The sequence below is a fragment of the Paraburkholderia sp. D15 genome (genome assembly GCF_029910215.1).
Taxonomy (GTDB): domain Bacteria; phylum Pseudomonadota; class Gammaproteobacteria; order Burkholderiales; family Burkholderiaceae; genus Paraburkholderia.
The window spans coordinates 1,081,682-1,107,376 of record NZ_CP110395.1 but is presented as its reverse complement, the minus strand read 5'-3'; the positions used below and the strand labels follow the sequence as shown (position 1 = coordinate 1,107,376).

Annotated in this window: 26 protein-coding genes and 1 tRNA gene; 14 read left to right on the top strand and 13 right to left on the bottom strand. The window is 63.3% G+C overall.

Annotated features, from left to right (window positions below; all coding sequences use genetic code 11):
* Position 1: 1 nt before the first annotated feature.
* Complete coding sequence (locus LFL96_RS04795; RefSeq protein ID WP_280998643.1) at positions 2-235, top strand: hypothetical protein; 234 nt, start codon at positions 2-4, stop codon at positions 233-235.
* Positions 236-329: 94 nt separating this feature from the next.
* Complete coding sequence (locus tag LFL96_RS04790; RefSeq protein ID WP_280998641.1) at positions 330-2,018, top strand: hypothetical protein; 1,689 nt, start codon at positions 330-332, stop codon at positions 2,016-2,018.
* On the opposite strand, the gene LFL96_RS04785 is transcribed toward LFL96_RS04790, so the two are convergent.
* Complete coding sequence (locus tag LFL96_RS04785) at positions 2,015-3,112, bottom strand: site-specific integrase (RefSeq protein ID WP_280998639.1); 1,098 nt, start codon at positions 3,110-3,112, stop codon at positions 2,015-2,017. The two genes, LFL96_RS04790 and LFL96_RS04785, sit on opposite strands and share 4 nt — an antisense overlap.
* 216 nt (positions 3,113-3,328) lie before the next feature.
* Between LFL96_RS04785 and LFL96_RS04780 the strand changes: the two genes are divergently transcribed.
* Positions 3,329-3,403 (top strand) — tRNA-Arg (locus LFL96_RS04780).
* Positions 3,404-3,536: 133 nt separating this feature from the next.
* Here the strand turns inward: LFL96_RS04780 and LFL96_RS04775 are convergent.
* Positions 3,537-4,244, bottom strand: coding sequence for a dienelactone hydrolase family protein (locus LFL96_RS04775; protein ID WP_280998637.1), 708 nt, complete (start codon positions 4,242-4,244; stop codon positions 3,537-3,539).
* A gap of 179 nt (positions 4,245-4,423) precedes the next feature.
* Between LFL96_RS04775 and LFL96_RS04770 the strand changes: the two genes are divergently transcribed.
* The 3 genes from LFL96_RS04770 to LFL96_RS04760 all read left to right on the top strand — a co-directional run bounded on the left by LFL96_RS04770 (position 4,424) and on the right by LFL96_RS04760 (position 7,447).
* Positions 4,424-5,335 (top strand): hypothetical protein, encoded by a 912-nt coding sequence (locus LFL96_RS04770; RefSeq protein ID WP_280998635.1) that lies wholly within the window; start codon positions 4,424-4,426, stop codon positions 5,333-5,335.
* 386 nt (positions 5,336-5,721) lie between these two features.
* The gene (locus tag LFL96_RS04765) at positions 5,722-6,333 is read left to right on the top strand and encodes an isochorismatase family protein (RefSeq protein ID WP_280998633.1); all 612 of its coding nucleotides are present in this window, start codon (positions 5,722-5,724) and stop codon (positions 6,331-6,333) included.
* Between the two features lie 217 nt (positions 6,334-6,550).
* Positions 6,551-7,447, top strand: a complete 897-nt coding sequence (locus tag LFL96_RS04760; RefSeq protein ID WP_280998631.1) for a LysR family transcriptional regulator — start codon at positions 6,551-6,553, stop codon at positions 7,445-7,447.
* A gap of 158 nt (positions 7,448-7,605) precedes the next feature.
* Here the strand turns inward: LFL96_RS04760 and LFL96_RS04755 are convergent, their stop codons facing one another.
* The 3 genes from LFL96_RS04755 to LFL96_RS04745 all read right to left on the bottom strand — a co-directional run bounded on the left by LFL96_RS04755 (position 7,606) and on the right by LFL96_RS04745 (position 9,068).
* The gene (locus LFL96_RS04755) at positions 7,606-8,313 is read right to left on the bottom strand and encodes a glutathione S-transferase N-terminal domain-containing protein (protein WP_280998606.1); all 708 of its coding nucleotides are present in this window, start codon (positions 8,311-8,313) and stop codon (positions 7,606-7,608) included.
* 155 nt (positions 8,314-8,468) lie between these two features.
* Complete coding sequence (locus LFL96_RS04750) at positions 8,469-8,690, bottom strand: hypothetical protein (RefSeq protein WP_280998605.1); 222 nt, start codon at positions 8,688-8,690, stop codon at positions 8,469-8,471.
* A 186-nt stretch (positions 8,691-8,876) separates the two neighbouring features.
* Complete coding sequence (locus LFL96_RS04745) at positions 8,877-9,068, bottom strand: CsbD family protein (protein WP_035552219.1); 192 nt, start codon at positions 9,066-9,068, stop codon at positions 8,877-8,879.
* A gap of 199 nt (positions 9,069-9,267) precedes the next feature.
* Between LFL96_RS04745 and LFL96_RS04740 the strand changes: the two genes are divergently transcribed.
* The 5 genes from LFL96_RS04740 (at position 9,268) to LFL96_RS04720 (ending at position 14,123) form a co-directional block, all read left to right on the top strand.
* The gene (locus LFL96_RS04740; protein ID WP_280998598.1) at positions 9,268-9,594 is read left to right on the top strand and encodes a hypothetical protein; all 327 of its coding nucleotides are present in this window, start codon (positions 9,268-9,270) and stop codon (positions 9,592-9,594) included.
* Between the two features lie 266 nt (positions 9,595-9,860).
* On the top strand, positions 9,861-11,147 hold the full coding sequence (dcm, locus tag LFL96_RS04735; RefSeq protein WP_280998597.1) for a DNA (cytosine-5-)-methyltransferase: 1,287 nt from the start codon (positions 9,861-9,863) through the stop codon (positions 11,145-11,147).
* Positions 11,148-11,273: 126 nt separating this feature from the next.
* The gene (vsr, locus tag LFL96_RS04730) at positions 11,274-11,720 is read left to right on the top strand and encodes a DNA mismatch endonuclease Vsr (RefSeq protein ID WP_281000563.1); all 447 of its coding nucleotides are present in this window, start codon (positions 11,274-11,276) and stop codon (positions 11,718-11,720) included.
* Positions 11,721-12,018: 298 nt separating this feature from the next.
* Complete coding sequence (locus LFL96_RS04725) at positions 12,019-12,522, top strand: YbhB/YbcL family Raf kinase inhibitor-like protein (RefSeq protein WP_280998595.1); 504 nt, start codon at positions 12,019-12,021, stop codon at positions 12,520-12,522.
* 176 nt (positions 12,523-12,698) lie between these two features.
* Positions 12,699-14,123: an MFS transporter gene (locus tag LFL96_RS04720; protein WP_280998593.1), complete on the top strand. Its 1,425-nt coding sequence runs from the start codon at positions 12,699-12,701 to the stop codon at positions 14,121-14,123.
* A gap of 179 nt (positions 14,124-14,302) precedes the next feature.
* Here LFL96_RS04720 and otsA read toward each other — a convergent pair whose 3' ends face one another.
* From otsA to LFL96_RS04690, 6 genes are all read right to left on the bottom strand, one after another.
* Positions 14,303-15,733, bottom strand: a complete 1,431-nt coding sequence (gene otsA / locus LFL96_RS04715) for an alpha,alpha-trehalose-phosphate synthase (UDP-forming) (protein WP_280998591.1) — start codon at positions 15,731-15,733, stop codon at positions 14,303-14,305.
* Positions 15,734-15,980: 247 nt separating this feature from the next.
* On the bottom strand, positions 15,981-16,190 hold the full coding sequence (locus tag LFL96_RS04710) for a hypothetical protein (RefSeq protein ID WP_280998589.1): 210 nt from the start codon (positions 16,188-16,190) through the stop codon (positions 15,981-15,983).
* A gap of 200 nt (positions 16,191-16,390) precedes the next feature.
* Positions 16,391-16,645 carry a hypothetical protein gene (locus LFL96_RS04705; protein WP_280998587.1) on the bottom strand — a complete coding sequence of 85 codons (255 nt, stop codon included), beginning with the start codon at positions 16,643-16,645 and terminating at the stop codon, positions 16,391-16,393.
* A 196-nt stretch (positions 16,646-16,841) separates the two neighbouring features.
* Positions 16,842-18,242 (bottom strand): sigma-54 dependent transcriptional regulator, encoded by a 1,401-nt coding sequence (locus tag LFL96_RS04700; RefSeq protein WP_280998585.1) that lies wholly within the window; start codon positions 18,240-18,242, stop codon positions 16,842-16,844.
* Between the two features lie 375 nt (positions 18,243-18,617).
* Complete coding sequence (locus LFL96_RS04695; RefSeq protein WP_280998583.1) at positions 18,618-18,884, bottom strand: hypothetical protein; 267 nt, start codon at positions 18,882-18,884, stop codon at positions 18,618-18,620.
* Positions 18,885-18,946: 62 nt separating this feature from the next.
* Entirely contained in the window at positions 18,947-19,264 is a 318-nt protein-coding gene (locus LFL96_RS04690; protein ID WP_281000561.1) for a DUF883 family protein, read from the bottom strand.
* A gap of 321 nt (positions 19,265-19,585) precedes the next feature.
* On the opposite strand from LFL96_RS04690, the gene LFL96_RS04685 reads away from it, so the two are divergent.
* The 3 genes from LFL96_RS04685 to LFL96_RS04675 all read left to right on the top strand — a co-directional run bounded on the left by LFL96_RS04685 (position 19,586) and on the right by LFL96_RS04675 (position 22,068).
* Positions 19,586-20,644 carry a sigma-54 dependent transcriptional regulator gene (locus LFL96_RS04685; protein ID WP_280998581.1) on the top strand — a complete coding sequence of 353 codons (1,059 nt, stop codon included), beginning with the start codon at positions 19,586-19,588 and terminating at the stop codon, positions 20,642-20,644.
* Between the two features lie 321 nt (positions 20,645-20,965).
* The gene (locus LFL96_RS04680) at positions 20,966-21,544 is read left to right on the top strand and encodes a hypothetical protein (RefSeq protein WP_280998579.1); all 579 of its coding nucleotides are present in this window, start codon (positions 20,966-20,968) and stop codon (positions 21,542-21,544) included.
* Positions 21,541-22,068, top strand: coding sequence for a hypothetical protein (locus LFL96_RS04675; RefSeq protein WP_280998577.1), 528 nt, complete (start codon positions 21,541-21,543; stop codon positions 22,066-22,068). The genes LFL96_RS04680 and LFL96_RS04675 overlap by 4 nt, the downstream gene beginning before the upstream one ends.
* A 118-nt stretch (positions 22,069-22,186) precedes the next feature.
* Here LFL96_RS04675 and LFL96_RS04670 read toward each other — a convergent pair whose 3' ends face one another.
* Together LFL96_RS04670 and LFL96_RS04665 are read right to left on the bottom strand one after the other, a co-directional pair.
* Complete coding sequence (locus LFL96_RS04670; RefSeq protein WP_280998575.1) at positions 22,187-23,533, bottom strand: nitrate/sulfonate/bicarbonate ABC transporter ATP-binding protein; 1,347 nt, start codon at positions 23,531-23,533, stop codon at positions 22,187-22,189.
* Positions 23,534-23,552: 19 nt separating this feature from the next.
* A complete protein-coding gene (locus tag LFL96_RS04665) occupies positions 23,553-25,304 on the bottom strand; it encodes an ABC transporter permease subunit (RefSeq protein ID WP_280998573.1) in 1,752 nt (583 codons plus the stop codon).
* Positions 25,305-25,695 lie beyond the last annotated feature (391 nt).

Below are 25,695 nucleotides of genomic sequence, written 5' to 3'. Positions count from 1 at the left end.
AATGGGTCTTCTCACCCGCGCATTCATTCTGGAACGCTTCGGCGTGCGGCTGACTATGGCGCAACTCGCGACACTCCTCGCAATGTCCGAAGGCACAATTCGCAATCAGGTCAGCGCTGAGACGTTTCCAATACCCACATACAAGGAGGGTGCGGCGCGCTACGCGCCATACGACGCCGTTGCCGAATACCTCGATGCTATGTCTGAGAAGGCAAGAAACCTTTGCCCCCGATAATGTGGCCTCAGCCGCGTCCGGCAAAGTGGGTATAGTGTGCATCCGTTCCGACCGTCCTAGCGCAGTCGATTTGCATTCATATCCGGGGTAGAACATGTCGCGAGAGCATGTAGAGAGCGTTGTTGTCGATTTCATCGATTCGCCGGTTCCGGAAGTCCTCGCCGTAACAGGCCCTTGGGGCGTAGGAAAAACGTATGCAATACGCAAAATTATTGCTGGCTACGACGGCAAGCGATCGCTCAAGCACTACTCCTACGTTTCCCTGTTCGGGACTCAATCGATTGCAGCAGTGCGCACCGCAATCCTGACTGGACGGCGCAGCCTGCCGTTTGCAGACGAAACCGACGAATCGCGGCGTGAAAAGGTAGCGAAGCGCATGCCCTTCCGGGACCTGCTGAACCAGTTCCGCGAGTTCAAGACATTTGGAATAGGCAACGTCGTCGTCGCTGCGGAGACAATTGCGGGCGCATTCGTCAAAGATACGCTAGTTTGTCTAGACGACATTGAACGCCTAAGCAAGAACATTGCCCTTCAGGATCTAATGGGGCTTGTGTCAGAACTGAAGGAACAAAGTGGCTGTAAAGTTATTTTGGTTTTGAACGAAGACCGTCTTGGCGACAGCAAGGATGATTTCGAGCGCTACAGCGAAAAGGTAATTGACCAAAAGCTTCTGTTTGCACTGACACCCGCTGAAGCAGCGCGACTAGGATGTTCGGAAAATACTCCCTTACGCGACCTTGCTCTTGACTATATTGAACGCCTAGAGTTTTCAAACATCCGTGTAATCAAAAAAATTGAACGTAGCCTAAAGTTGCTTTTCCCGGTAGTCGACAGGCGGTCAGACGCCCTCAAAAAACAACTGGTCGTGTCCGTGTGCATATTCGCAGCTGCGTTGTACGAACGTGGTCGAGGCTTCCCTGCAGGTAAGGAAATTCTGAAATACAACTCGCTCCTTCGTGCATTTGAACGAGTCAACGGGAATCGTCGGGAAGCAGAGCCGGATCCGTATTGGATGACGCTGCTAGATCGCTGCGATTTTACGAACGCTGACGAGTTTGACAAAGCGATTTTGACTGCGATGGAATCCGGCTATCTTGCCGGTTCCGGTGCTGAAGATCAGGCAGCCGCACTCGATGCAATCGCCCGACGTGACGAAATGAACGCCACCTTCAATGCTGCCTGGAATCTGTTTCACAACAGACTGGACGTGAGCGCAGGAGACTTGGTCAAAGCGTGGTGCGATGCAATCGACGAGGCTGCGATAGTGATCTCGCCGGTGAATCTGAATTCCACTGTAAGACTGATGAGAGAGCTCGGATACAACGACGAAGCGGATGCCGCAATTGAATCCTATATTCAGCAACGAAGAGCAACGCCGAAGGTCTTTGACATCGATCACGAGAGCAGAATGGGCAATGTGGATGACGCCCGGTTCAGGCAGCGATGTCTTGAGGAACTGCGCGATAGTCGCCGCGAATTCACACTGCAGAATGCAGCTGAAATGATCATCGAAAACGAGCATTGGGACGAGGCGATTCCGCCGACTCTCGCAGCCGCTAGTTCTGCTGAAATGATCGCATTACTTAAGCAGCATCAAGGGCCGATGTTAGATCGCCTTGTTGAGGGAATCATGCGCGCACGTGGCACAGACGAGGAAAACGAAGCGATCCGCCAGACAATGATTTCGACGTTAAAAGCCATTGGCCGCGAATCCACTGTGAACGAACTCCGGGTCAAACGCTGGGGCGTCGAATTGACTCCCGATGGCGACCTACAAGCCTAGGCGGTCTTTACAAGCTTGAGGCGCCCTTTCCTCGCGACCTGTGCCGGGTCGAGGTTGGTGTAACGCTTCAGGTTGCGCCAGTCCTTATGTCCTGTGACGGCGGCCACTTCTGGAATCTGCCAGCCCGCTTCAAACAGGGCACTAGTTGCTTCGTGACGCAGATCGTGAAAGTGCAGATCGACGATACCTTTCGCGTCGCACGCCTGCTTGAAATACTTGCTCGCCGTGCCCTTGTCGAACCGGAAAATATACTCGTTCTTATGGGGCGGCAGAGCGGAATCAGCCTTGCGCATTTCCACATAGACGTCTGGCACCGGATACCGCGGCTGGCGCATAATGACCTCGAACGAGTCCCCGATCAGCGGGATCCATTCGTTGTTGCCAATCTTCTGACGGGGATGCTTACGGTCACGCACCAGTGCCAGATGATTCTCAGCGTCAATGTCGTCCCAACGCAGGTTGAACAACTCGCCACGCCGGAACGCGCACTGCATCGCAACGCGTAGCAGATCCGGCATCGCCTGCTGGCGTTCTGGATGCTCGGTGAACCACGCGAAAATCTTCTCGATTTCATCCGGGGAAGGCCGGCGCTCTCGGCGCTTGCCCGCCTCAATCAGGTTCAGGTGATGGAGTGTCGGCCGCGCAGTGCCGGCGGCATCGGGTAACGTCAGGCCGAGCAATGAGCCCATGTGTCGCATGACAGTGCCAAGCTTGGAGATATCCATGTCCACGGTGAAGCCACCTGCCCCCGCTTTCTTGCGCTTCTGCGCAAACGCGACGATGCGCTGCGTGGTGAGCTTCGCGGCAAAGTCACTTTCAAACTCATCGTGCAGACGCTGCAGGATGTAGTCCTCGTTTGACTTCGATTTGACAGGTCGACCCGACTCCTCACGGGCCGACCGGTATTTCGTGACGAGTTCGCCGAGCTTGACGTTGGCCACGTCGACAGCGTTTTGGCCGTTGTCGATCTCTACTTCTTTTGCTCGCGCCCAAGCCTCGGCAGCGCCTTTGGTTTTGAACGTTTTTGCTATACTCTGCCCTCGCTTGCGTACTTGGGCACGCCAGCGACTGCCGACTGGCAGGATTGAAGCCATATTTTACCCCGTCCGGAAACTGTAGCAGTACCAGATCACTCCGAGTTGCTACAAGGTCGATTTGTAGCAAAAGTGTAGCACTGACTGCTATAAACTGGGGTTCACAGGCTGTCACGGCGCTTCATTTAGGGTGGAGCAGAAAAGCCGGAAACGCCCACAGGACAAGGCGGAAGCCAACAGCTGCAAGGCTCCGATGCTCCCATTGCCCATATCCATCTCCCTGTAGTTCAATGGATAGAACAAGTGCCTCCTAAGCGCTAGATACAGGTTCGATTCCTGTCAGGGGGACCAAGAACGGTTCCAGCTTTCCGTCCGGCGCAGTCTCCGAAACCCCGCCAAGGCTTGCCCGGCGGGGTTTTTCTTTTGATGCCAGGAAGCACGGCGAGCAGCAGCCCATCAGCGAACTACCCCGCCAGCCTCCCCATCACTTCCACATCGTCCGGCCCAGGAAAGTCAGCGTGCGATCCCACGCCTGTTGCGCCCACGCCGGATCGAACTGCGTGCGCGGAATACGGCCCGGACCGGCAGCATCTTCATTCGCAAATGCGTGATGCGCGAGATAGCGATGAAACTCGACATCGACCTGCGCTTCGTTCAACTTCTTCTCCAGCGCATCGACCGTCTCGATCGCGAAGAACGCGTCCTGCGTGGCCCAGTGACCGAGCACCGGCGCCTTGATCTTCGATGCATCGATATATTCCAGCGGCGGGAAGCCGTACCACACCACACCGGCCGCCACCTCCGGAAGATTCGACAGCGCGAGCAAGGTCAACGCGCCGCCCATGCAATAGCCCATCACCGCGACCTTATCCGCCTGCTGCTTCAGATACGCGAGCGCGCCGCTCACGTCCTGCGTGGCGGCATCGCCGAAATTCAGCCCGCTCATCAGGTGATGAGCCTCTTCCTCTTCGACAGTCGATTTGCCGCGATACAGATCCGGCACCAGCGCGAGATAGCCCGACCGTGCAAGCCGGTCCGCGACGCCCCGAATCTGATCGTTCAAACCCCACCACTCCTGAATCACGACAACCGCGGGTGCGCCTTCCAGTTTTTGCGGCCTGGCCAGATAACCCTGCACAGCCTGCCCGTCTGGACGATTAAAAGTAACCATCGATCCGTGTGCCTGTTTCATGCGAATACTCCTGGAGGTTGGCGAAACCGCCAGCATAGCCGAAGCACTTCCGATCCATCCCGGCCAAAACGCTTCGCGTCACGCGAGCGCGCTTCGCATCCCGCGCAGCCTCGCCGCCGCGACGCCCGTAGGATCAAAAGCCTCTTATCGACGGTCGACGCACGGCCCGGAGGTGCACCTTGAAAATCTCTCCCAATACCAACGCACACCCATCCGCTTCCACGGAAGGCACCGCGGCCGAGCATCGAAGCCCCGCCGAACTGCGCAGCCAGTACGGCCTTGAACGCAACACGTTTCAGGACAAATCCGGCTACGCGGATGGACAACTGTCCGGCCTGCTCGATCTACGCAACCAGCGCCACCAACCCGGCGTGCCCACGGTCGCGTCGAAACCACGGATTCCGACCATCACCGTCGGAGGACAAACGAAGCCCAAGGCAAAGGAGGCGGAAGACCTGCATGCCGGCCTCGCTCCCTCGACGCCCAATGCGATTGCGCACATGAAGGCGAACCTGAAGGCCGGCGCGACACCCGAAAAAGTCGCGAACGCACATGCCGCGCTCGTGCAGGACGGCTACAAATTCATGGGCTATCACGGCACGAACAAACTCGGCAGCGACGCCATGCTCGACGGCATGGACCCCGCCAAAATCGGCTCGGGCGGCGGCACGGACAAAGGTCACGGCTTCTATGTCGCGAAGCATCCGAATTACGCGCAGGACTACGCCGATTCAGCCGCGCACGACCCCGATCAAGTCGACATGCGATCGGGTAAAGCCAAGCCCTACGATGGCGACCAGGGGGTCGAGCAGGTGGTGCGCGTCTACGCGAAAAACACCGAGGGCATGCGGCACCAGAAGGACGTTGCGTGGGGCGTCGAATCGTCCAGCGGCGATCCGAATCACGACAAACGCCTGGCGGCCGACGACACCAGCGCCGCCGGCCTCGAGTCGAGCGCGAAACTGTCGGAGATGGTCGTGGCCCCGCATCATTTCGGCAACCTCGCGACCATTCCGTCCGCCAATCCGCAAGCGGAGAAAACGTCACTGGATTCGAACGGAAGGGCGAAGTGGCCTTCGCATGAAATCTAGAAAGTCGACGACACATTGGCGCATCACATGCATTCCGCATTAATGTAATGAGCGCGCCTTTGTCTTCCCCGTTTCGCGTGCCACCGAAGGTTACAATCCGGTTTCACTCATCGGGGGAGACACCATGAAAATCGCCGTCCTGTGCGTCGCTTTGATGTTGAGCGGCTGCGCTAGCTGGAGCAAGCAACCGACGGTCGGCGGTTATTCGATCGGCGTCTGCTGCATTAGCAATTAAGGTTTCGCGCGAGCGAAATATCGCACCCGGACCTGTGCCGATCGCGCACAGGTTTTGTCCCGCGAACGGCGTTGTTCCCGCATCTCGCCCACCCTAGACTCGGTTCCTTTCCACTCCCGCAGCCCTTGCGAACCCTCAGGAAAGGAACCGTATGTCCACGCAAACCCTTCGACACATTCTCGGCGCCGCCGCGCCCACATCGCTGCCCGCTCGCGCGACCGCGTTGCTCGTGATCGATTTCCAGAACGAATACTTCACCGGCTCGCTGCCGATTCCCGGCGGCACGGTGGCATTGCAACAGGCGCGCGCGCTCGTCGACCACGCCGATCGACATGGCTGGCGCGTGGTCCACGTGCGGCACATCGCGCCGGCCGGTTCGCCGCTCTTCGCCGTCGACAGCGATAACGCCCGCATTCATCTCGACATCCAGCCGAAGCCGTCCCATCGGACGGTCGAGAAGGACACGGTCAGCGTGTTCGCGAGCACGGATCTCGCGCGAACGCTGCAGGCCGACGGCATCACGCATCTCGTGATCTGCGGGTTGATGACGCACGCGTGCGTCGCCGGCGCGGCGCGCGACGCGGCGCCGGCAGGCTTCGAGGTGATCGTCGCCGACGACGCGTGCGCGACCCGCGACATCGTCGTTCACGGCGACTTGCATGTCGATCGCGACGCGTTGCATCGCGCTGCGCTGGCTGGGATCGCGGATACGTTTGGATCGGTGATGAGCACGCAGGATGTGCTGTCGCTAGCGGTCGCGTGACAGCACGATAAGCACACGACGAGCGCACGATAAGCACACCACGCGCACGCGCACGCGCAAACCGCACCATAGACACTCACAGTCGCCCCTGCCTCCGGCCGATGCATCGATCACCTCGTGATAGCATCGGCCGCCACAAAGCCGAACCACCCAAACCACACGAAGTCACCCGCCCGCGCCAGACCGGCGAGCCTGCCACCGCCTCAAGCTTTCGCTCATGGATCAGTTGCTAGCAATGCGCGCCTTCCGTTGCATCGTCGAGGCGCAAGGTTTTTCGGCCGCAGCCGAACGGCTCGACACCACGCATTCGCGCGTGTCGCGTCAACTGAAGCAGCTCGAAGTCGCGCTCGGCGTGCAACTGCTGAACCGCAACACGCGGCGCCTCACGCTGACCGCCGCGGGCGAGCGCTACTACAAGGCGAGCGTCGACATTCTCGAACGCGTGGAGGCGGCCGCGCAGGCGATGCTAAGCGAACAGGAAGAAGCCGCCGGCCTGCTGCGCGTGAGCGCGCCGCTCGCGATCGGCACGCTCGAACTGGCGGACTGGCTGCCCGGCTTTCAGCAGCGCTATCCCGACATCCAGCTCGACCTGTCGTGCAGCGACCAGTTCGTCGATCTGATCGCCGAGGGCTTCGACGTCGCATTGCGCATCAGCGGACCGCTGGCCGATACGACGCTGATCGCGAAGACGCTGACCGTCTCGGACGTGGTGCTGGTCGCATCGCCCGCCTATCTCGCACGGTGCGGATTGCCGCAACAAGCCGGACAACTTGTCGAACACGCGTTGCTGACCTTCACCGGCGCACTGGAAACGAACGAGTGGCTGCTGACGCCCGAACACGGCGAGCCGACCCGCGTCGCGATCCCGCGTAACCGTTTGAGAACGGATGCGATCACCGCACTGTATGCGGCCACGCTGGCGGGGTCGGGGATTGCCGCATTCACGCGGCAGACGGTCCGGACGGACCTCGACAGCGGCCGTCTGATCCAGGTGCTGCCCGGCTGCACGCTCGGCAGCCGGCATTACTACGCGCTGTATCCGCAGACGCGCTATGTGGCGCCCAAGGTGCGAGCCTTGGTGGACCACATGGCGCGGCACTATCGCGGACGGTAGATAGTTTCGCCGCGCTGTCTTCACTGCCGGGCGTTGCACCCTGGCGAATTCAGGCGAATCCTGGCAAGTCCAGGCTAGTCCAACCGTCCGCAGCGACGCTCAGGGTTCATACGCTCAAAGCCATTGAACCCCAGACGTCAGCGACCTCTATCCAGCGTTCAAGCCGGCCGCTTCGGAATATCCAGCCCCTTCGCCACCGCCGGACGCGCGACGAACGCCGCGAGCACGCGCTTCACGTTCGCGAAGTCGTCGATGCCCACCAGTTCGCCCGCTTCGTAGAAGCCGATCAGATTGCGCACCCACGGGAAAGTCGCGATATCCGCGATCGAATACTGGTCGCCGAGAATCCAGTCGCGCCCCTCGAGCTGCTTGTCGAGCACGCCGAGCAGCCGCTTCGATTCGCCGACGTAGCGGTCGCGCGGACGCTTGTCCTCGTACTCCTTGCCGGCGAACTTATGGAAGAAGCCGAGCTGGCCGAACATCGGGCCAATGCCGCCCATCTGGAACATCACCCACTGAAGCGCTTCGTAGCGGCCGGCGGCGTCACGCGGAATCAGCTGGCCGCTTTTGTCGGCCAGGTACACCAGGATCGCGCCCGATTCGAACAGCGCTAGCGGCTTGCCGTCGGGTCCGTTCGGATCGATGATCGCCGGGATCTTGTTGTTCGGATTGAGCGACAGAAATTCCGGCGACATCTGGTCGTTGGTATCGAAGCGTACGAGATGCGGCTCGTAAGGCAAGCCGGTTTCCTCGAGCATGATCGACACTTTCACGCCGTTCGGCGTGGGCAGCGAATAGAGCTGGATCCGCTCCGGATGCGCAGCGGGCCATTTCTTCGTGATCGGGAAAACGGAGAGATCGGTCATGTGATCGTGTCAGTCTGTGGGAGTGTCGGGCGACGCGAACAGGCGCGTCGATGGCGCGAACGAGCGCTCGCCGCGATGCGCGCAAGCAGGGCTCGTCCAACGAGAGCGCCCAATATAAACCGACTCGGCGCGACGCGTGCGCTAGCGCCCCTACCTCACCATAGATCCTTGGTCGCGGTGCCGGCGCGCAGGTTATAGCCTTCGCGCCACAAGGCCGCGCCGACCGTCAGCAGCAGGGTTTTCTGCTCGCCGTCCAGCAGCTCCCACGCTGCCGCAAGCCACGATGCGTACATCGCGCAGGTCTGTTCGAGATCGACCGGGGCCTTGCCTTCCAGATACTGCCGCTCGAACATCGAAAGCAATTTTTCGGGTGTCATGGGCGCACTCTCCGGGTTGCGTCCGCCCAGTCTAAAGGCGACACACCCCATGCGGAGCGTCGGCCGCGCGCACCCCGGGTTAGTCCCAGGCGAAATCCGCCAGGCTGGCCACGCGACGGCCAAAAAGAAAAGGCGCCGCAGCGCCTTTTCTTCTTCATCGACCGAGGTCGTCAAGCGTCGACCGGGTTACGGCGCATTGCGCTTGGCATTGTCCTTGGCGTCTTCCTTCGCGTCGCCGTAGGCCTTCTGCACCTTGCCCGCGCCTTGCTGCAGGTCGCCCTTCAGCTCCTTGCCCGGATTGTTGGTGGCCTTGCCGACCGCTTCGTTGACCTTACCCTTGATCTGCTCGCCCACACCCTTTACCTGGTCCTTGTTCATGTTCGGCTCCCTATCTGGAATGCCAGCGCGAGATTACGCCAGTATCCTTATCGAGCAACGGGTGTGCCCGACGCAATTCGACTCCGCTCGCGCCGTCGGTTCGACGCTGCCGCATCGGCGCCGCCATTGCCCAAAAAATAATCAGCGCCACCCCTAAAGTCCCGCCACGCCCTGCCGTAATGCTGCACAGGGAGGTGCCATGGACCGCACATTCATCACGCTGACGGGGTCGTCGCAGGCTGCACTGGTCGACCGGGACATCGCGCACATCGCGCGCGCGATGCGGCTTGCATTACACGGCGATCTGGGCGGTCCGATCCTGCCGCCCGCGTATTGGCGCAAGCGTCTGTACGCTTTGCTCGACACCGGCAATCTTTCCCATGCGCAGCTGTGCTCGGTGGACAGCCTGCTGCTGCAGCTCGACCAGTTCGCGCTCGAATCGCAACTGCCTTGGGACGCGCTCACGCCGGCCGTCGCCGCGCTGATCCCGCCGCCCTTCACCGCCGACGCCGTTCGCCCCGCGTAAGCGCATCACCCGGCAAACGGGCGAAAACGCACATCGCAGTCCCTGCCCGGACAAAAAAATGGCCGCGAACCTGATCGCGGCCACAACACGTCGCAACGCAGGGATTTGGCGTCGCCCGACAAGCGTACACGCGCAACTGTGACATTCGCGTTTAGCCAATGCGCATTAACTACCGCGAAAAATTTCCATCTATTCGCACACGATCCTCGGAAAAAAGGGACGACCTTAGGTCATAATGTCCGCAAAAATTCCCAGCAAGGACTTCCGTGACCCTCGCCGCCCCGCTTGCACTGCTCCGACAGGCGCGCGCCCGCTTTACTCAACGTGAAATCGCCGCGCACGTCGGCAAGGACATCAAGACGGTACGCCGCTGGGAAAAAGGCACGACGCCCTGTCCCGCGATGCTCGAACCCGCGCTGCGCGATCTGCTGCACGCCAGCCCGCGGCCGGCGAACCGCGAGGGCGGCGCGGACGGCGCGCAGTTCCGCTTCATCGATCTGTTCGCCGGGATCGGCGGCATTCGCATGGGTTTCGAGGCGCACGGCGGCGAATGCGTGTTCACCAGCGAGTGGAACGATTTTTCGACCCGCACCTATCGCGAGAATCATCCGGGCGGCGCCGGGCATCAACTGATTGGCGACATCGTCTCGTTTCCCGCCGAGGACGTGCCGAGCCACGATGTGCTGCTTGGCGGCTTCCCCTGCCAGCCGTTCTCGATCGCGGGCGTCAGCAAGAAAAACGCGCTCGGGCGGCCGCACGGTTTCGAATGCACCACGCAGGGCACGCTATTTTTCGACGTCGCGCGGATCATCGCGGCCAAGCGTCCCGCCGCGTTCCTGCTGGAGAACGTGAAGAATCTGCTGTCGCACGACAAGGGCCGCACCTTCGACGTGATCCTGCAAACCCTGCGCGACGAACTCGGCTACGAAGTGCACTATCGCGTGATCGACGGCCAGCATTTCACGCCGCAGCATCGCGAGCGGATCATCATCGTCGGCTTTCGCGGCGAGACTTCGTTTTCGTGGGACGACCTGCGTCTGCCGCAACACGGTCCGCGCCTCGGCGCGATCCTGCATCGCACGGACGGCAGCGAACCGGTGCTGCCGTGGGATCACGACCGCTTCTTCGATCACGCCGCGAGACGCGTGCAGCCGAAGTACACGCTCACCTCGAACCTGTGGACCTATCTGCAGAACTACGCGGAGAAGCATCGCGCGGCGGGCAACGGGTTCGGGTTCGGCATGGCCTATCCGGAGAGCGTCACGCGCACGCTGTCGGCGCGGTATCACAAGGACGGCAGCGAGATCCTCGTCTATCAGGGCGAAGCGCAGCGACCGCGCCGCCTCACGCCACGCGAATGCGCGCGCTTGATGGGCTTTCCCGACACCTTCCGGATTCCCGTCAGCGACACCCAGGCTTACCGGCAATTCGGCAACAGCGTCGTGATGCCGGTGATGCGGGAAGTGGCCCGCATCATGCTGCCGCATGTGCAAACGTTGCTCGCCGAGGAGGCGCCCCGTGGTTCGAAGCGAACTTTGTCGCTGTACGGCTGAACGGCTCGAGTGGATCGAGTTGCATGAGCGGCTTGAGCGGCTTGCGGCGCTCGACCAATCCGAGCGCCGTGAACCATGCGATCGGCGGCCGGCGCGTTGCCGGCTTCTCCAGCGTGGCCGCTGACCATGGTCGACGTCGTCGATAGCGCGACGCGCAGCCGGATGATGTCCGGCATCCGCGGCCGCAACACCAAACCCGAAATCCTGATCCGCAGCCTGCTGCATCGCGAGGGCTTTCGCTTCCGGCTCGATGCGCGCGATCTGCCAGGCCGGCCGGACATCGTGCTGCCGCGCTATCGCGCGGTGGTGCTCGTGCATGGCTGTTTCTGGCATGGCCACGACTGTCGTCTGTTCAAGTGGCCGCAGACGCGCCCGGAGTTCTGGCGCGAGAAGATCGGCCGCAACCGCGCCAACGACGCCAGGGTCCACGCCGCCTTGCTCGCCGGTGGATGGCGCGTCGCGGTGGTCTGGGAATGCGCTTTGCGAGGCGCCAATCGGGACATCGCGGGCGTGTTGCAGCGGCTCGTCGACTGGCTGAAAAGCGACGCGCCGAGCTTCGAGGAACGCGGCTGAAAGCCGCCTGTAGTGTGGCCTTCCTCGATGCGTCGTGTGCCCGTTTCGAAGGAATCGCGCGGCCGCTGGTGATACACTCGATTGGCTGATTCATGGCCATGCCGCGTGCGCGCGAGTCGCAAAAAACACGCTCGAACGACGCGTCGGCAATGCACCATGAACGCGTGACGAACGTGCAAAAAACGTAGGAAAAAACGCGTCGGCGGCCACGCCGGAATCGCGTGCCGGGGCGTCCGTCAAACGCTCGTCCCGACGCTCGCTGCGAGCTTCGCGGCACTACTCACTAGGGAGACACATCATGGCTGACTTCCGCCTCTGGTCCGACGACTTCCCCAATAACGGCTTCATGCCGAAGGCCCACGAGTATCACGACAAGGCGTTCGGCGTGGACGGCGAGAACGTCTCGCCCGCGCTGCATTGGGACGCGCCGCCGCCCGATACGCAAAGCTTCGCGCTCACCGTTCACGATCCCGATGCGCCGACGGGCAGCGGCTTCTGGCACTGGGTGGTCGTCAACATTCCCGCCGATGCGCGCTCGCTGCCGAGCGGCGCCGGCAAGGCGGACGGTTCGCTGCTGCCGCAAGGCGCATTGCAGGTGCGCAACGACTACGGCACGGCGGGTTTTGGCGGCGCGGCGCCGCCGCGCGGCGACAAGACGCATCGCTACATCTTCCGGCTGCATGCGCTGAAGGTGCCGCATCTGCCGATCGACGCGGAAACCACCAACGCGGTCGCGCGCTTCATGACGCATCTGAACGAACTCGACTCGACCACGCACACCGGGTTGTACGAGCTGAAGTAACCAACGTCGAGCGGCGTGTGCCTGGCCACGCACGCCGCGTCGACACCGTTCTTCCCGATAACAGAGCGGCGCGCGCGAAACACAGCAGCGCGTACGCCGTTCGCGCGATCGCCGCGTCGCGTCACGTCACGGCGTCACGGCTTCTTCGCTTCATTGCCTACTCACTCTAACAATCGATGCACGCACAACCATCGCGCAAGGAAGCCGCCGACGCCCCCCGCCCTCCGCTTGCCGACAGCCCCGAACAAGGTCTGCCGATTCCCCAACGTTACTGGGCGATGCTGGTCATCGCGCTGGCGCTCACGCTCGCGGTGCTCGACAGTGCGATCGCCAACGTCGCGCTACCGACCATCGCGCGTAACCTGCACGCGAGCGCGGCCGGTTCGATCTGGGTGGTCAACGCGTATCAGCTGGCGATCACCATTTCGCTGCTGCCGCTCGCATCGCTCGGCGACCGCATCGGCTACCGGCGCATCTACCTGGCCGGGCTGATCCTGTTCACGGTGGCCTCGTTCGGCTGCGCGTTGTCGAACTCGCTGCCGACCCTCGCGCTCGCGCGCGTGGTGCAGGGCTTCGGCGCGGCCGGCGTGATGAGCGTGAACACCGCGCTCGTGCGGATGATCTATCCGCCCGCGCAGCTCGGCCGCGGCGTCGCGATCAACGCGATGGTGGTGGCGGTGTCGTCGGCGGTCGGGCCGACCATCGCGTCGGGCGTGCTCGCGATCGCGTCGTGGCCGTGGCTGTTCGCGATCAACGTGCCGATCGGTATCGCGGCGATCGTCGGCGGGTTCAAGGCCCTGCCGATGAATCCCGGCCACGAATCGCCGTACGACTACCTGAGCGCGGTGATGAACGCGTTCGTGTTCGGCCTGCTGATCTTCGCCGTCGATGGGCTCGGCCACGGCGAACGCCTCGGCTTCGTGCTGCTCGAAGCGATCGCGGCGGTCGTGATCGGCTACTTCTTCGTGCGGCGTCAGTTGACGCAATCCGCGCCGCTGCTGCCGATCGATTTGCTGAGGATTCCCATCTTCGCGCTGTCGATCGGCACGTCGGTGTGCTCGTTCTGCGCGCAGATGCTGGCCTTCGTGTCGCTGCCGTTTCTGTTGCAGGAAACGCTGGGGTTGTCGCAGGTACAAACCGGCTTGCTGATGACGCCATGGCCGGCGGTCATCATCGTCGCCGCGCCGATCGCGGGCGTGCTGTCGGACAAGGTGTCGTCGGGCTGGCTCGGCGGCATCGGGCTCGCCGCGATGACGGCCGGACTGCTGCTGCTCGCCACGCTCGGCGCGCATCCGGACCCGTTGCAGATCGCGTGGCGCATGGCGCTGTGCGGCGCGGGCTTCGGGATTTTTCAGTCGCCCAACAATCGCACGATGCTGTCGTCCGCGCCGCGCGAGCGCAGCGGCGGCGCGAGCGGCATGCTGGGCACCGCGCGCCTGACCGGGCAGACGCTCGGCGCGGCGCTGGTCGCGTTGATCTTCGGCGTCGCGCCGCAGAACGGGCCGACCGTCGCGCTGTATGTGGCCGCGGGTTTTTCGGCAGTGGCGGCGGTGGTGAGCACGATGCGGGTGAGACAGCGCGCGAGCGCGCAGCCGGCTTGAGGTTTCGCTTGAATCGCTGACCGGCAGCGTGCCGCCAACCCGCACACGCCTACCCCAACCGACCGCACAAAAACACGAAGGGCGTGGACCGCACGATGCGATCCACGCCCTTCTTCGTCTCACGCCGCTTAAGCCGGCGACGGCTCACCACCACGGCGCATCCAGTTTCGACGTGACGGCTACGACGACGATGCCGTCACGTCAGCGAGCTTTACCGCTTTGGCCGTCACCGAGGAAGCGGTCGCGACATTGCGCAGATCGCCGAGGAACGTATCGCGCCACACCGACAGGTTGTTCTCGCGCATCGGCGCCATCATGTCCGCGTGCCGCGCCTGACGCTCGGCGAGCGGCATCGACAGTGCGCGCTCCAGCGCTTCGGCCATCTGCGACAGGTCGAACGGATTGACGACCAGGGCGCCCGGCAACTGCTCGGCCGCGCCGGCGAATTGCGACAGCACCAGCACGCCCGGATCGGCCGGGTCCTGCGATGCCACGTATTCCTTCGCCACCAGATTCATCCCGTCGCGCAGCGGCGTCACGTAGCCCACCTGCGATTGCCGGAACAGCGCCATCAGCAGATTGCGTTCGTACTTGCGGTTCAGGTACTGGATCGGCGTCCAGTCGAGCTGCGCGAAACGGCCGTTGATGCGGCCCGCTTCGCCTTCCAGCGTCTGCCGGATGCGTTGATAGGTCTGCACGTCGGCGCGCGTCGGCGGAGCGATCTGCACCAGCGACACGCGGCCATGCCAGCCGGGCGCATTCAGCAGCAGACGCTCGAACGCCTGGAAGCGCTCCACCAGCCCCTTCGAATAATCGAGCCGGTCGACGCTCATGATCAGCTTGCGGCCCCGCATGCCGTCGCGCAGGCTGCGCACCGGCTTGCGGTCGGTGAACTGCTCGGCGGCCTTGGCGATCGCGTCCGGATAGATCCCGATCGGATACGCGGCCACTTTCAGGAAGCGGTTATACGCGTGCACCATGCCGTCTTCGCTCGACGTGCCGTGCATGCCGCGTTCGATGAAATCGACGAACGACTGTCGGTCCGCTTCGGTCTGGAAGCCGACCACGTCGTAGCTGCACATCGCCTTGACGAGCTCCTCGTGCGGCGGAATGGTGCGCAGCACCTCCGGCACCGGAAACGGGATATGCAGGAAGAAGCCGATCGGGTTCTTCACGCCCAGCTCGCGCAGGCAGCGCGCGAACGGCAGCAGATGATAGTCGTGCACCCAGATGATGTCGTCGGGCTTGAGCAGCTCCTTGAGCTGCTTCGCGAGCGTCGCGTTGACGCGCTGATAGCCCGCGTATTCCTGCCGGTCGTAGCGCGACAGGTCGTTGCGGTAATGGAAGGTCGGCCACAGCGTCGCGTTGGAAAAACCGCGGTAGTACTGGTCGTAGTCGCGCTTGGTCAGCCCGACGGTCGCGTACGTCACATTGCCCTGCTTCTCGATCACCGGGGCGGACGGTTCCGCCACCGTTTCGCCGCTCCAGCCGAACCAGACGCCGCCGGTTTCCTTCAACGCGTCCAGCACGCCGATCGCGAGGCCACCCGCTGCGGGCCGGCCTTCCTGCGTCGGTGCGACACGATTCGATACCACGATCAGTCTGCTCATTGGTTAAAGCTCCACCTGTTCAGTTGTTTCGTTGAGTCGGATATGTGCCGAAAAGGTGCATGCAAGTCGCGTGCCGTTTTTAGAGATGCCAGAAATAAAAATGTATGCAAATGTGACGGGCGAGCAAAAACACACGACGCCAACGCATCGTGAAGAAATTTTTTCTGCTTTGTCTGACGAAACCGGAAATGCCGTCAACGCCCGGCAGGATGCGCCGGGCCAGCCGTGCGCGCCTGACCTGGGCGCGCTAGGCGTCCTGCTCCGAGCCGAGGTCGCGCTGATACTCCAGCCCCTCCTGGCGTACGCCGCCCTGATTGTGTTCGCCGTCGGGGGGCGTATCGGGCGCGACTCGGTTCTGCGCGGCCGGATCGTGCGGCTCGGCCGGACCGTTCTTGTCGCCGGGGCGGGTGTCGCGCTTCGAATGGCGCGCGGAACGCCGCAGTGCTGGATGTCTCATGATCGATGCCTCCGGGGGAAGCCCACCGCTTCGACGACGCGGCATCACTACAGTCTAGGAACCGCGACGGTAATTTGCCGGTAAAAGATTCGCCGGCTTTGTAACAAGTACATAAAATCGCGGAGCCGTCTGACGGTGCCGCGTATGCATTACGTGGGCAGGGGCGAATCGGTGTGCAACCGGCGGGCAACAGGCCTGCCTTAGTACCGGACGCGCGATGCGCGCGACGGCGCCCGGCGACCGGCTTGCGGCGTTTGCGTGGGTTGCGGCGGCGGATCGCCGATCGGCGGCGCAACCGGTTCGATGGGTTCGATCGGTTGTGGCGCGGGACCTGGGACGGTATCGGGTTCGCCGGGACTGGGCGGCGGAATCGGAGGCGCCGAAGGCGGCTCGATCGGCTCGGGACGGTGAGCGCGCTGCGGCAGGGGAAGCGTGGAAGCGGCGTAATCCGGCATATCGGCAGTCCTCGTTTGCGTTTGTATGAACGCAGCAAGGGATGTGCCGTTGGATGTGCCGTTGCGGGCGCAACGGTGATACCGGTCTGGTTTCGCCGCGACGCGGCATGGGAGACATCGCATCGCGCCGTGTGTGGCGCGATGCGATGCAATACGTCAGATACGCAGCGGACTCGTGATCGGCCGCGCGGCCGCGTCAGGCATCCGCGCCACGGAGCGCACGCGCTTCCTCGGCGGCATCGGCGTCTTCACGCGCGTCGTTGCCGTACTCGACCAGGCGGTTGTACAGCGTCTTCAGGCTGATGCCGAGAATCTCCGCCGCACGCGTCTTCACGCCGCCGCACTGCTCCAGCGTGGCGAGAATCAGCTGACGATCCGCTTCGGCGAGCGACGTGCCGAACGGGATCGTGATCGCGGTACCGGCCGCGGGCTTCGACAGCGAAATCTGCAACGGCACCGTCGCGGTGCTGTCCGAATCCGTGCCCGACATGATGTGCGCGCGCTGCACGTAGTTCTTCAGTTCGCGCACGTTGCCCGGCCACGGGTACGACATCAGCATTTCCTTCACCGCGGCGGGGAAGTGCTTCTTCGAGCTGTGGCGCTCGTTCAGTTCGTCGAGGAACGCCTGCGCGAGCAGTTCGACGTCCTTGCCGCGATCGCGCAGCGGCGGCAGGCTGATCGGAAACACGTTCAACCGATGGTAAAGGTCGAGCCGCAGCTTGCCTTCCAGCACCGCCTGCTCCGGATCGCGATTGGTGGCCGCGATCAGCCGCACGTCGGTTTCGATTTCCTTGGTCGTGCCGACCCGCATGAACATGCCGGTTTCCAGCACGCGCAGCAGCTTCACCTGCAACTCGATCGGCATCTCGGTGATTTCGTCGAGGAACAGCGTGCCGCCGTTCGCGCGCTCGAAATAGCCTTTGTGCTGACGGTCCGCGCCGGTGAACGAGCCGCGTTCGTGACCGAACATTTCCGATTCGATCAGGTTCGGCGAAATCGCGCCGCAATTCACCGCGAGAAACGCGTGCTTGCGGCGCAGGCTTAGCTCGTGCAGCGTCTGCGCGGCGACTTCCTTGCCGGTGCCCGACTCGCCCACCAGCATCACCGAGGCCGCCGTCGGCGCCACCCGGCCGATCTGGTCGTAGACCTCCTGCATGGCCGGCGAATTGCCGAGCATCAGGCCGAAGCGGCCCATGCGGCGCAGTTCGCCGCGCAGCGTGCCGATTTCCGCCTTCAGGTCGCCCGCGCGCGGCAGACGCGACAGAATCGCCTTCACGCGCTGCATGTTGATCGGCTTCACGAGGTAGTCGGTGGCGCCCATCTTCAGCGCGTTGACCGCCGATTCCACCGTCGCATGGCCGGTAATCACGATCACTTCCACGCCCGAGCGCGGATCGAGATCCTCGAACAGATCGACCCCGCTGCCGTCGGGCAGCTTCAGGTCCGTAAAAACGACGTCCGGCATCTGCCGGACCAGTTGAATGCGCGCTTCGCGCAAGTCGCCCGCGGTCGCGGTCGTCAGGCCGTCTTCCCCGATGATGGCGGAAAGCGCCTCGCGGGTACTCGCGTCGTCGTCGACTATCAGTACATGTGGCATCGCGTCTCGAAAGCCTGCAAGCGTGGATGAGAAACATGCTCGAACGCATGTCCAGGAGCGGCTCGTGTTGGCGTATCCGGTCACGGTTCACCGTTGCGGAGGTAAGCACACGCTAACCTCGCGCTACCCGCCGGACCACCAACTTAATTCAATATCGCAACAATCAACCGATAAATCCCAGTCGATCTGCTGGCATTGTTGTCTATTTGCCCATTATACGGCTTTATCGAGATAAATTGACCAGGCAAAAATCACTGGGTGCAAGCGGCGGCCCGCGACGAAACGGCGCGCCGCCGTGCGTAGCGGATAGGCCGGGCGCATCGCTCGATTGCGGGATCGCGGGACCACCGGATCGCCGGATCGCCGCACCGCCGCCTAGCTGCGCGGAAACGGCCACGCGGCATCATGGCCGTTCGAATGGGCCGCGCCGTTCGAAGCCTGGGCGCCCTGCGCTTGCGGCGCCGACGCGACCGAGGCCGCCGGCACCAGTGGCGCCACCGTACCGCCCTCGTTCTCCCAGCGGCTCAGTTCTCGTGCCGCCGGGACTTGTGCCGCGCGGTTGCGCTGCTGCACATAGCGCACCGCCAGGTAACCACCGAGCGCCATCAGTGCGCCGAAGATGCCGATTTTAGGTCGTGCCATCGTGAACTCCTTATGGTCGTGAAGCGGGTGGTGAAACTTGAATCTCGGGCTGGGCGTTTCGCTCAGCGCGTGGTCAACACGCCGAGCACGAAGCCGACGCCCGCGGCGATACCGATCGCGCGCCACGGGTTATGCCGCACGTACCGCTCGGTATTGACGGTCGCCGTGCGGTAGCGCCGCTGCGCGTTCTGCTGCGCATCGCCAAGCGCCGACTGCAGCGTCTCCACATGGGCGCCGAGTTTGTCGCGCAGCGCATCGACGCCTTCGCCCGGGACGTTGGCGGCAAGCCGCAGCATCTCTTCCGAGTCTCTCAGCAGCACCCGCAGATCCTCGACAATCTTCTGCCCGCCGAGTGCAAGCTGTTGCGTGGTGTCAGTCATCATTCACTCCTCGTCTGGGTTCGGCATGGGCGTGTAGTCCGGCTGACCGCGCCGAAAAGCACACGCGTGTCGGGTGGAAGTTGCAAACGCCGTGCCCGGTAAATTTGCCTATGCTCACTGAAAATTCGCGGCCACATGGCACTTTCGACCGAGCCCGGATGTCCGCCGCATGCCCGGTATTCGCCAACCGTGACATCGTTTGGCGGAAATGGCGTCGAAGTGGTTAAATCGACTTTTGTGAGATAGTGGCCATGCCGCTCATCTCGTTCCCAGGCCTGCGCGCCGCATTACCGAAAACCCTTTGCACAGGACTCCCCGTTTATGGCGTCAATCGATCTGGACTCGCCCGTCTCCGCCGACGGCAACACCTCGGCTCAGGCGAAGCAGCGCGTCGCGGACGGCATCGCGGGACTGAAATCGTACGGGCTGCTGTACGGTTCGTCGCCCGTGATGCTCGATCTGTACGAGCAGATCGAACGCGTGGCGTGCACCGACGCGACCGCGCTGATCATCGGCGAATCCGGCACCGGCAAGGAGCTGATCGCCCGCACGATTCACGATCACAGCAGCCGCAAGGACATGCCCTTCGTGGCCGTGAATTGCGGCGCGATTCCCGACGAACTCATCGAAGCCGAACTGTTCGGCCACGAAAAAGGCAGCTTCACCGGCGCGGTCCAGGGCCGCGTCGGTTACTTCGAACACGCGAACGGCGGCACGCTGTTCCTCGACGAAATCACCGAAATGGCGCCGGTGCGCCAGGTCAAGCTGCTGCGCGCGCTCGAAACCGGGACGTTCTACCGCGTCGGCGGCAACGAGCTGATCAGCGGCAACGTGCGCGTGATCGCCGCGACCAATCGCGACCCCGCGGTCGCCGTGAAGGAAAACGGTCTGCGCGAAGACCTGATGTACCGCCTCGCGGTGTTTCCGCTGCGCGCGCCGCCGCTGCGCGAACGCGAGAACGATCGCGAACTGCTCGCGCAGCACTTCCTCACGCAGTTGAATCAGCAGGAATCGGCCAGCAAAAGCTTCAGCAAACGCTCGATCGACACGCTGCGCACGTGGTCGTGGCCCGGCAATGTGCGCGAGCTGAAGAACGCGATCTATCGCGCGTTCATTCTCGCGGAGAAGACGGTGGAGCTGCCGCATCCGCACCTCGCGTCGCGCGTGAAGAAACCCGTCACGCAGGGCGATGCGATGAGCGTGTGGATCGGCACGCCGCTCGCCGACGCGCAGAAGCAGATCATTCTCGGCACGCTCAAATACTGCGGCGGCGACAAGCGGCGCGCGGCGAAAGCGCTGGGCGTGAGCCTCAAGACGCTCTACAACCGCCTGAGCGCCTATGGCGACGAAGGCGGCGCGGACGAGGAAGCCGAGCAGTAAAAGTGACGCGCCGGGAGACGGCGCGCGTCACCTTTCGCCACCTTCTTACGCCCTCGTCGACCTCCTCCTCGCGACGGCAATCGCTTCGCATCGCCAATCAAATATCACGCAGCCGATCGGGCTACTGTCCATCAGAAACCCGTTTGGCTCGCATCACTTTTTGCAATTGCTTGCATTTTTCCCCTGCCAATTACAAATCGCATCCTGCAAAATGCGGCAGCACGTAGTGCGGAATTCTTGCCGTAACAGGATGACGTGCCGCTCGCTCACCCTGCCCTTCGCGCGTGAACGAAAGGCACTTGCAGGAGCAGAGACAGGGAAATGCAAAAAAGTATGGTGTGGGCCGCATGGGCAAAACAGACGGCCGGGCGTGGACGTCCGAATGCAACCGCGCTCGTCGCGCTGGCCGTGGCGATCACGTCGGCGCTCAGCGGCTGTAGCTCGCTGTACTCGGAAGGCGCGACCGCCGGCGCCGGTATCGGCGGGGCCGCGATCGCGGCCAAGGTGACCAGCAATGCGGCGGTCGCCACCGGCATCGGCCTCGGCGCGGTCGCCGCCGCGCGCGCGGGCGTGCAGTACTCGGAGCGCGTGGTCCACACGAATACGCAGGACGGCATCGCCCGGATCGCCGGGCCGCTCGATGTCGGCGCGGTGGCGCCGTGGAGCGTCACGCATTCCTTCCCGATCGAAGACGACGAACACGGCCGCGTGACGGTGAGCCGCGCGATCAGCACGGGCGCGCTCGATTGCAAGGAGATCGTGTTCTCGGTCGACCATGCGGCCACCAAGAATGTGCCGGCCAATAGCGCGTTTTACGTCGCGTCGATCTGCCGCGACGGCGACAACTGGAAGTGGGCGTCGGCCGAGCCCGCTACCGAACGTTGGGGCGCGCTGCAATGACGGCGGGTGTGTTTGCCGGTCATCGCGTGCGGCTCGTGCTGGCCGGCGTGCTGTGCGTCGGCGCGAGCCTGATGACGAGCGGCTGTTCGTCCGTCGGCGCGGCGAGCGGTGCGGCCGCGGGCGTCGCGTCGGGTCTGGTGACGTCGAATCCGGCGATCGGCATCGGCGTCGGCATCGCCGTGCAGGCCGCGACCGACGAAGCCGTCGGCCGCTATATGCGCGGCATGCATCAGGATCAGCAGGACCTGATCGCCGCGCTCGCGGGCGCGATGCCGGTCGGCGAAACGCGGCCGTGGGCGATCAAGCATACGCTGCCGATCGAGAACGGCCACGGCCAGGTGCGCGTCACGCGCGCGTTCGGCTCGGCGCTCGCGCTGTGCAAGGAGTTCGTGTTCTCGGTACAGGAAGGCGAAGGCGCGAAGGCGCACGAAGACTGGTACACCGCAAGCGCGTGTCAGCAGGACAAGGGCTGGAAGTGGGCGTCGGCGGAACCGGCGGTGGAGCGTTGGGGGAATCTGCAGTAGGCGTGCGCGGCTGCAACGAACACCCATAAAAAAACGGCAGGGATTGATTCCCCTGCCGTTTTCTTTTGCGATCCGCTTTTGCGTCGGACCGCTTTTGGCCGGACCGCCCGCGCCGCGCTCAGGACTCGACGTCTTCCAGGCTGAAGATTTCCGTCTGGTCGTTATACGAGAAGATCTCGCCATAACGGCCCCAGTTGATGACCGCGTCGAGCGTCTCTTCCGCTGCGCTGTCCGACAGGAAGTCTTCCAGCTCCTGCTCGAAGCGCACGCGCGGCGCGCGATGCCCCGGACGCTCGTTCAGCACCTTCTTGATCCGCGCGGCGAGCGGCACGTGCCGCAGCAGATGCTCGGCGAACATCATCTTCCGCTCCTGCGTGCCGAACTCGGAGAACACGCGCGCCGGCGGCGTCAGGAAAATGTCGCCCTCGCGCACATCGGCAAAACCGAGGTGTTGCAGCACTTCGGCCACCGGGAACAGATCGTCGACCTCCAGATGCAGCGAACGGGCGATTTCCGGCATGTCCGCGCGGCCGTGGTACGGCGCGGCGGCGAGCGTCTCGATCAGACCCGCCATCAGGTTGGTCGACACGTGCGGCAGCCAGCTGTGCAGCTCCAGCCCCTTCTTGGTCTTCTCGTCGGTCTGACGCGCGGTCATCTTCGCGTAGATCTCGTCGACGAGGCGGCGGAACGCCGGGTCCAGCCGGTTGCGCGGGTGCTTGAACGGCACCTTGATCTCGGCGATCACGCGGCCCGGATTCGACGACAGCACCAGAATGCGGTCGCACATGAACACCGCTTCCTCGATGTTGTGCGTGACGATCAGCACCGCCTTGATCGGCATGCGGCCTTGCGTCCACAGATCCAGCAGGTCGGTACGCAGCGTTTCGGCGGTCAGCACGTCGAGCGCGGAGAACGGCTCGTCCATCAGCAGCAGCGTGGGGTCGACCACCAGCGCGCGCGCGAAGCCGACGCGCTGACGCATGCCGCCCGACAACTCGCGCGGATACGCGTTTTCGAAACCGTCGAGACCGATCAGGTCGATCGCCGCGAGCGCGCGCGTACGCCGTTCGCTGGCGCCGACGCCTTGCGCCTCCAGGCCCGCTTCCACGTTCTGCAGCACGGTCAGCCACGGGAACAGCGCGAAGGTCTGGAACACCATCGCGACGCCGCGCGCCGGGCCGTCGAGCGGTTTGCCCATATAGGTGACTTCGCCGTCGGTCGGTTCGATCAGACCGGCGATGATGCGCAACAGCGTCGACTTGCCCGAGCCCGAACGGCCCAGCAGACCGACGATCTCGCCTTCGCGCAGCGACAGATTGGCGTCGTCGAGGACCAGCAGTTCGCCCTGCGACTTGTTGAAGCCGCGGCACACGTCCTTGACGCGCAGGATCTCTTCGCCGAGGCGGGGCGGCATCGGCGGCGTCTGGATCGGCGTGGCGGTCATAGCAGCTTTAGGATTTTGCATCGCGTTTGGCCTTTAATTCTCAATCTAACCGGAGCTTGGATTCGGCGTAGGCGTACATCGGACGCCACAGCAGACGGTTGAACAGAGTCACGAACAGGGACATCACGGCGATGCCCAGAATGATCTTCGGATAGTCGCCGGCGGCGGTCGTCTGCGCGATGTACGCCCCCAGGCCATGCGCGGCGACCTTGGTGTCGCCCCACTGCACGAATTCCGCGACGATGCTGGCGTTCCACGCACCGCCCGACGCGGTGATCGCGCCGGTCACGTAGTACGGGAAGATGCCCGGCAGCATGGCCTGACGCCACCACTGCCAACCGCGGATGTGAAAATTCTTCGCCGCCTCGCGATAGTCGTTCGGATACGAACTGGCGCCGGCAATCACGTTGAAGAGGATATACCACTGGGTGCCGAGCACGATCAGCGGCGACAGCCAGATGTCCGGGTTCAGATGAAAGCGCACGATCACGATCACGAACACCGGGAACAGCAGGTTGGCCGGGAACGCGGCGAGGAACTGCGCGAGCGGCTGGATCTTCTCGGACAGCGCCGGACGCAGTCCGATCAGCACCCCGAGCGGCACCCAGATCACCGACGCGATCGCGATCAGCAGCACCACGCGCAGCAGCGTGATGAGACCGAGCACGAACACATGGCCGACCTCGTCGAGCGACACGCCGGTACGCACGTAGGTGAACACGCGGTACACCACATAGACCGTGGCGAGCAGCACCAGCACCGCCCACAGGATGTCGCCGACGCGCGAGTTCTTCTCGCGCTGCGGAATCTGGAAGCGCGGCGCGCTGAACGCCGGCAACTGGAAGCGCACCCGCGCGGCCTTCGCGAACATCCAGCCGAGCGGCACCAGCAAGCGGTGAATCAGCCGCGTGCGACGGATCAGGTCGAGCAGCCACGACTCCGGCGCATCGCCCGAGCTGGTGTTTTCCATGCGGAACTTGTCGGCCCACGCGACCAGCGGGCGGAACAGGAACTGGTCGTACGCGAGAATCACGACCGTCATCGCGAGGATCACCCAGCCGACCGCGTGCAGGTTCTTGTCCGAGATCGCCTGGGCCAGATACGCGCCGATGCCCGGCAGCGTGATGGTGTTGTTGCCGACCGTGATCGCCTCGGACGCCACCACGAAGAACCAGCCGCCCGACATCGACATCATCATGTTCCAGATGAGGCCAGGCATCGAGAACGGCACTTCGAGCTTCCAGAAGCGCTGCCACGACGTCAGATGAAAGCCGCGCGACACTTCGTCCAGATCGCGCGGCACCGTGCGCAGCGACTGATAGAAGCTGAACGTCATGTTCCACGCCTGGCTCGTGAAGATCGCGAAGATCGCGGCGAGTTCGGCGCCGAGCACGCGGCCCGGGAACAGCGCGAGGAAGAAGGTGACCGTAAACGAAATGTAGCCGAGCACCGGCACCGACTGCAGGATGTCCAGGATCGGCACCAGCACGAGACCGGCGCGCCGGCTCTTGGCGGCCAGCGTGCCATACACCAGCGTGAAGATCAGTGAGGCGACCATTGCCGCCAGCATGCGCAGCGTGGTGCGCATCGCGTATTCAGGCAGATTGGACGGATCGAGCGAGATGGCCTGGGTCTTCAGCGTCGACATCGGCGCCAGCGTCTCGTGAAAACCGATCGCCGCCATCGCGATGATGCAGATGATCAGCGGGAACGCGACGAAGTCCCAGCGGTTGGGCAGCACGCGCCATGCGGAGGCATTCGCGGTGCGTTTGAGGTTGAAGCTGAAATCCATCAGAGGCCCTCCCCGTTGTGACAGGCGTTCGAACGGTCGAAGGAAGCCGCCTTGAGTACACGGCGGTCTGAAGATCGGTCCGGAAAGCGGAAATCAGGCATGGCAAAAACGCGTGGGCGCGGTAAATCGTTAGCGTTGGAGACACGTGGACCGGTGACGGCCGGATCCGTGGACGAGCCCGTCCGGGACCATAACCGTCGAGCCGGACTCCTGTCGCCGCAGGCGCCGCCCGAAGGCTGGCGGGCTTTCCTTGTTTTGGACGGCACGACACTACACCATCCTATGTTTCAGGCACAACCTTTCCCGGCAAATCGCCCGATCTCGCCGCGAACCCGCGGCAAAAGCGCGACGGACCCGCTGGACTTTGCCTCGCCGATGCGGAAAACCCGCA

Coding starts and splice junctions, on each gene's coding strand:
- LFL96_RS04795 (WP_280998643.1), top strand. CDS start 2: ATGGGTCTTCTCACCCGCGCATTCATTCTGGAACGCTTCGGCGTGCGG.
- LFL96_RS04790 (WP_280998641.1), top strand. CDS start 330: ATGTCGCGAGAGCATGTAGAGAGCGTTGTTGTCGATTTCATCGATTCG.
- LFL96_RS04785 (WP_280998639.1), bottom strand. CDS start 3,112: ATGGCTTCAATCCTGCCAGTCGGCAGTCGCTGGCGTGCCCAAGTACGC.
- LFL96_RS04775 (WP_280998637.1), bottom strand. CDS start 4,244: ATGAAACAGGCACACGGATCGATGGTTACTTTTAATCGTCCAGACGGG.
- LFL96_RS04765 (WP_280998633.1), top strand. CDS start 5,722: ATGTCCACGCAAACCCTTCGACACATTCTCGGCGCCGCCGCGCCCACA.
- LFL96_RS04760 (WP_280998631.1), top strand. CDS start 6,551: ATGGATCAGTTGCTAGCAATGCGCGCCTTCCGTTGCATCGTCGAGGCG.
- LFL96_RS04755 (WP_280998606.1), bottom strand. CDS start 8,313: ATGACCGATCTCTCCGTTTTCCCGATCACGAAGAAATGGCCCGCTGCG.
- LFL96_RS04750 (WP_280998605.1), bottom strand. CDS start 8,690: ATGACACCCGAAAAATTGCTTTCGATGTTCGAGCGGCAGTATCTGGAA.
- LFL96_RS04745 (WP_035552219.1), bottom strand. CDS start 9,068: ATGAACAAGGACCAGGTAAAGGGTGTGGGCGAGCAGATCAAGGGTAAG.
- LFL96_RS04740 (WP_280998598.1), top strand. CDS start 9,268: ATGGACCGCACATTCATCACGCTGACGGGGTCGTCGCAGGCTGCACTG.
- vsr (WP_281000563.1), top strand. CDS start 11,274: ATGGTCGACGTCGTCGATAGCGCGACGCGCAGCCGGATGATGTCCGGC.
- LFL96_RS04725 (WP_280998595.1), top strand. CDS start 12,019: ATGGCTGACTTCCGCCTCTGGTCCGACGACTTCCCCAATAACGGCTTC.
- LFL96_RS04720 (WP_280998593.1), top strand. CDS start 12,699: ATGCACGCACAACCATCGCGCAAGGAAGCCGCCGACGCCCCCCGCCCT.
- otsA (WP_280998591.1), bottom strand. CDS start 15,733: ATGAGCAGACTGATCGTGGTATCGAATCGTGTCGCACCGACGCAGGAA.
- LFL96_RS04710 (WP_280998589.1), bottom strand. CDS start 16,190: ATGAGACATCCAGCACTGCGGCGTTCCGCGCGCCATTCGAAGCGCGAC.
- LFL96_RS04705 (WP_280998587.1), bottom strand. CDS start 16,645: ATGCCGGATTACGCCGCTTCCACGCTTCCCCTGCCGCAGCGCGCTCAC.
- LFL96_RS04700 (WP_280998585.1), bottom strand. CDS start 18,242: ATGCCACATGTACTGATAGTCGACGACGACGCGAGTACCCGCGAGGCG.
- LFL96_RS04695 (WP_280998583.1), bottom strand. CDS start 18,884: ATGGCACGACCTAAAATCGGCATCTTCGGCGCACTGATGGCGCTCGGT.
- LFL96_RS04690 (WP_281000561.1), bottom strand. CDS start 19,264: ATGACTGACACCACGCAACAGCTTGCACTCGGCGGGCAGAAGATTGTC.
- LFL96_RS04685 (WP_280998581.1), top strand. CDS start 19,586: ATGGCGTCAATCGATCTGGACTCGCCCGTCTCCGCCGACGGCAACACC.
- LFL96_RS04680 (WP_280998579.1), top strand. CDS start 20,966: ATGCAAAAAAGTATGGTGTGGGCCGCATGGGCAAAACAGACGGCCGGG.
- LFL96_RS04675 (WP_280998577.1), top strand. CDS start 21,541: ATGACGGCGGGTGTGTTTGCCGGTCATCGCGTGCGGCTCGTGCTGGCC.
- LFL96_RS04670 (WP_280998575.1), bottom strand. CDS start 23,533: ATGCAAAATCCTAAAGCTGCTATGACCGCCACGCCGATCCAGACGCCG.
- LFL96_RS04665 (WP_280998573.1), bottom strand. CDS start 25,304: ATGGATTTCAGCTTCAACCTCAAACGCACCGCGAATGCCTCCGCATGG.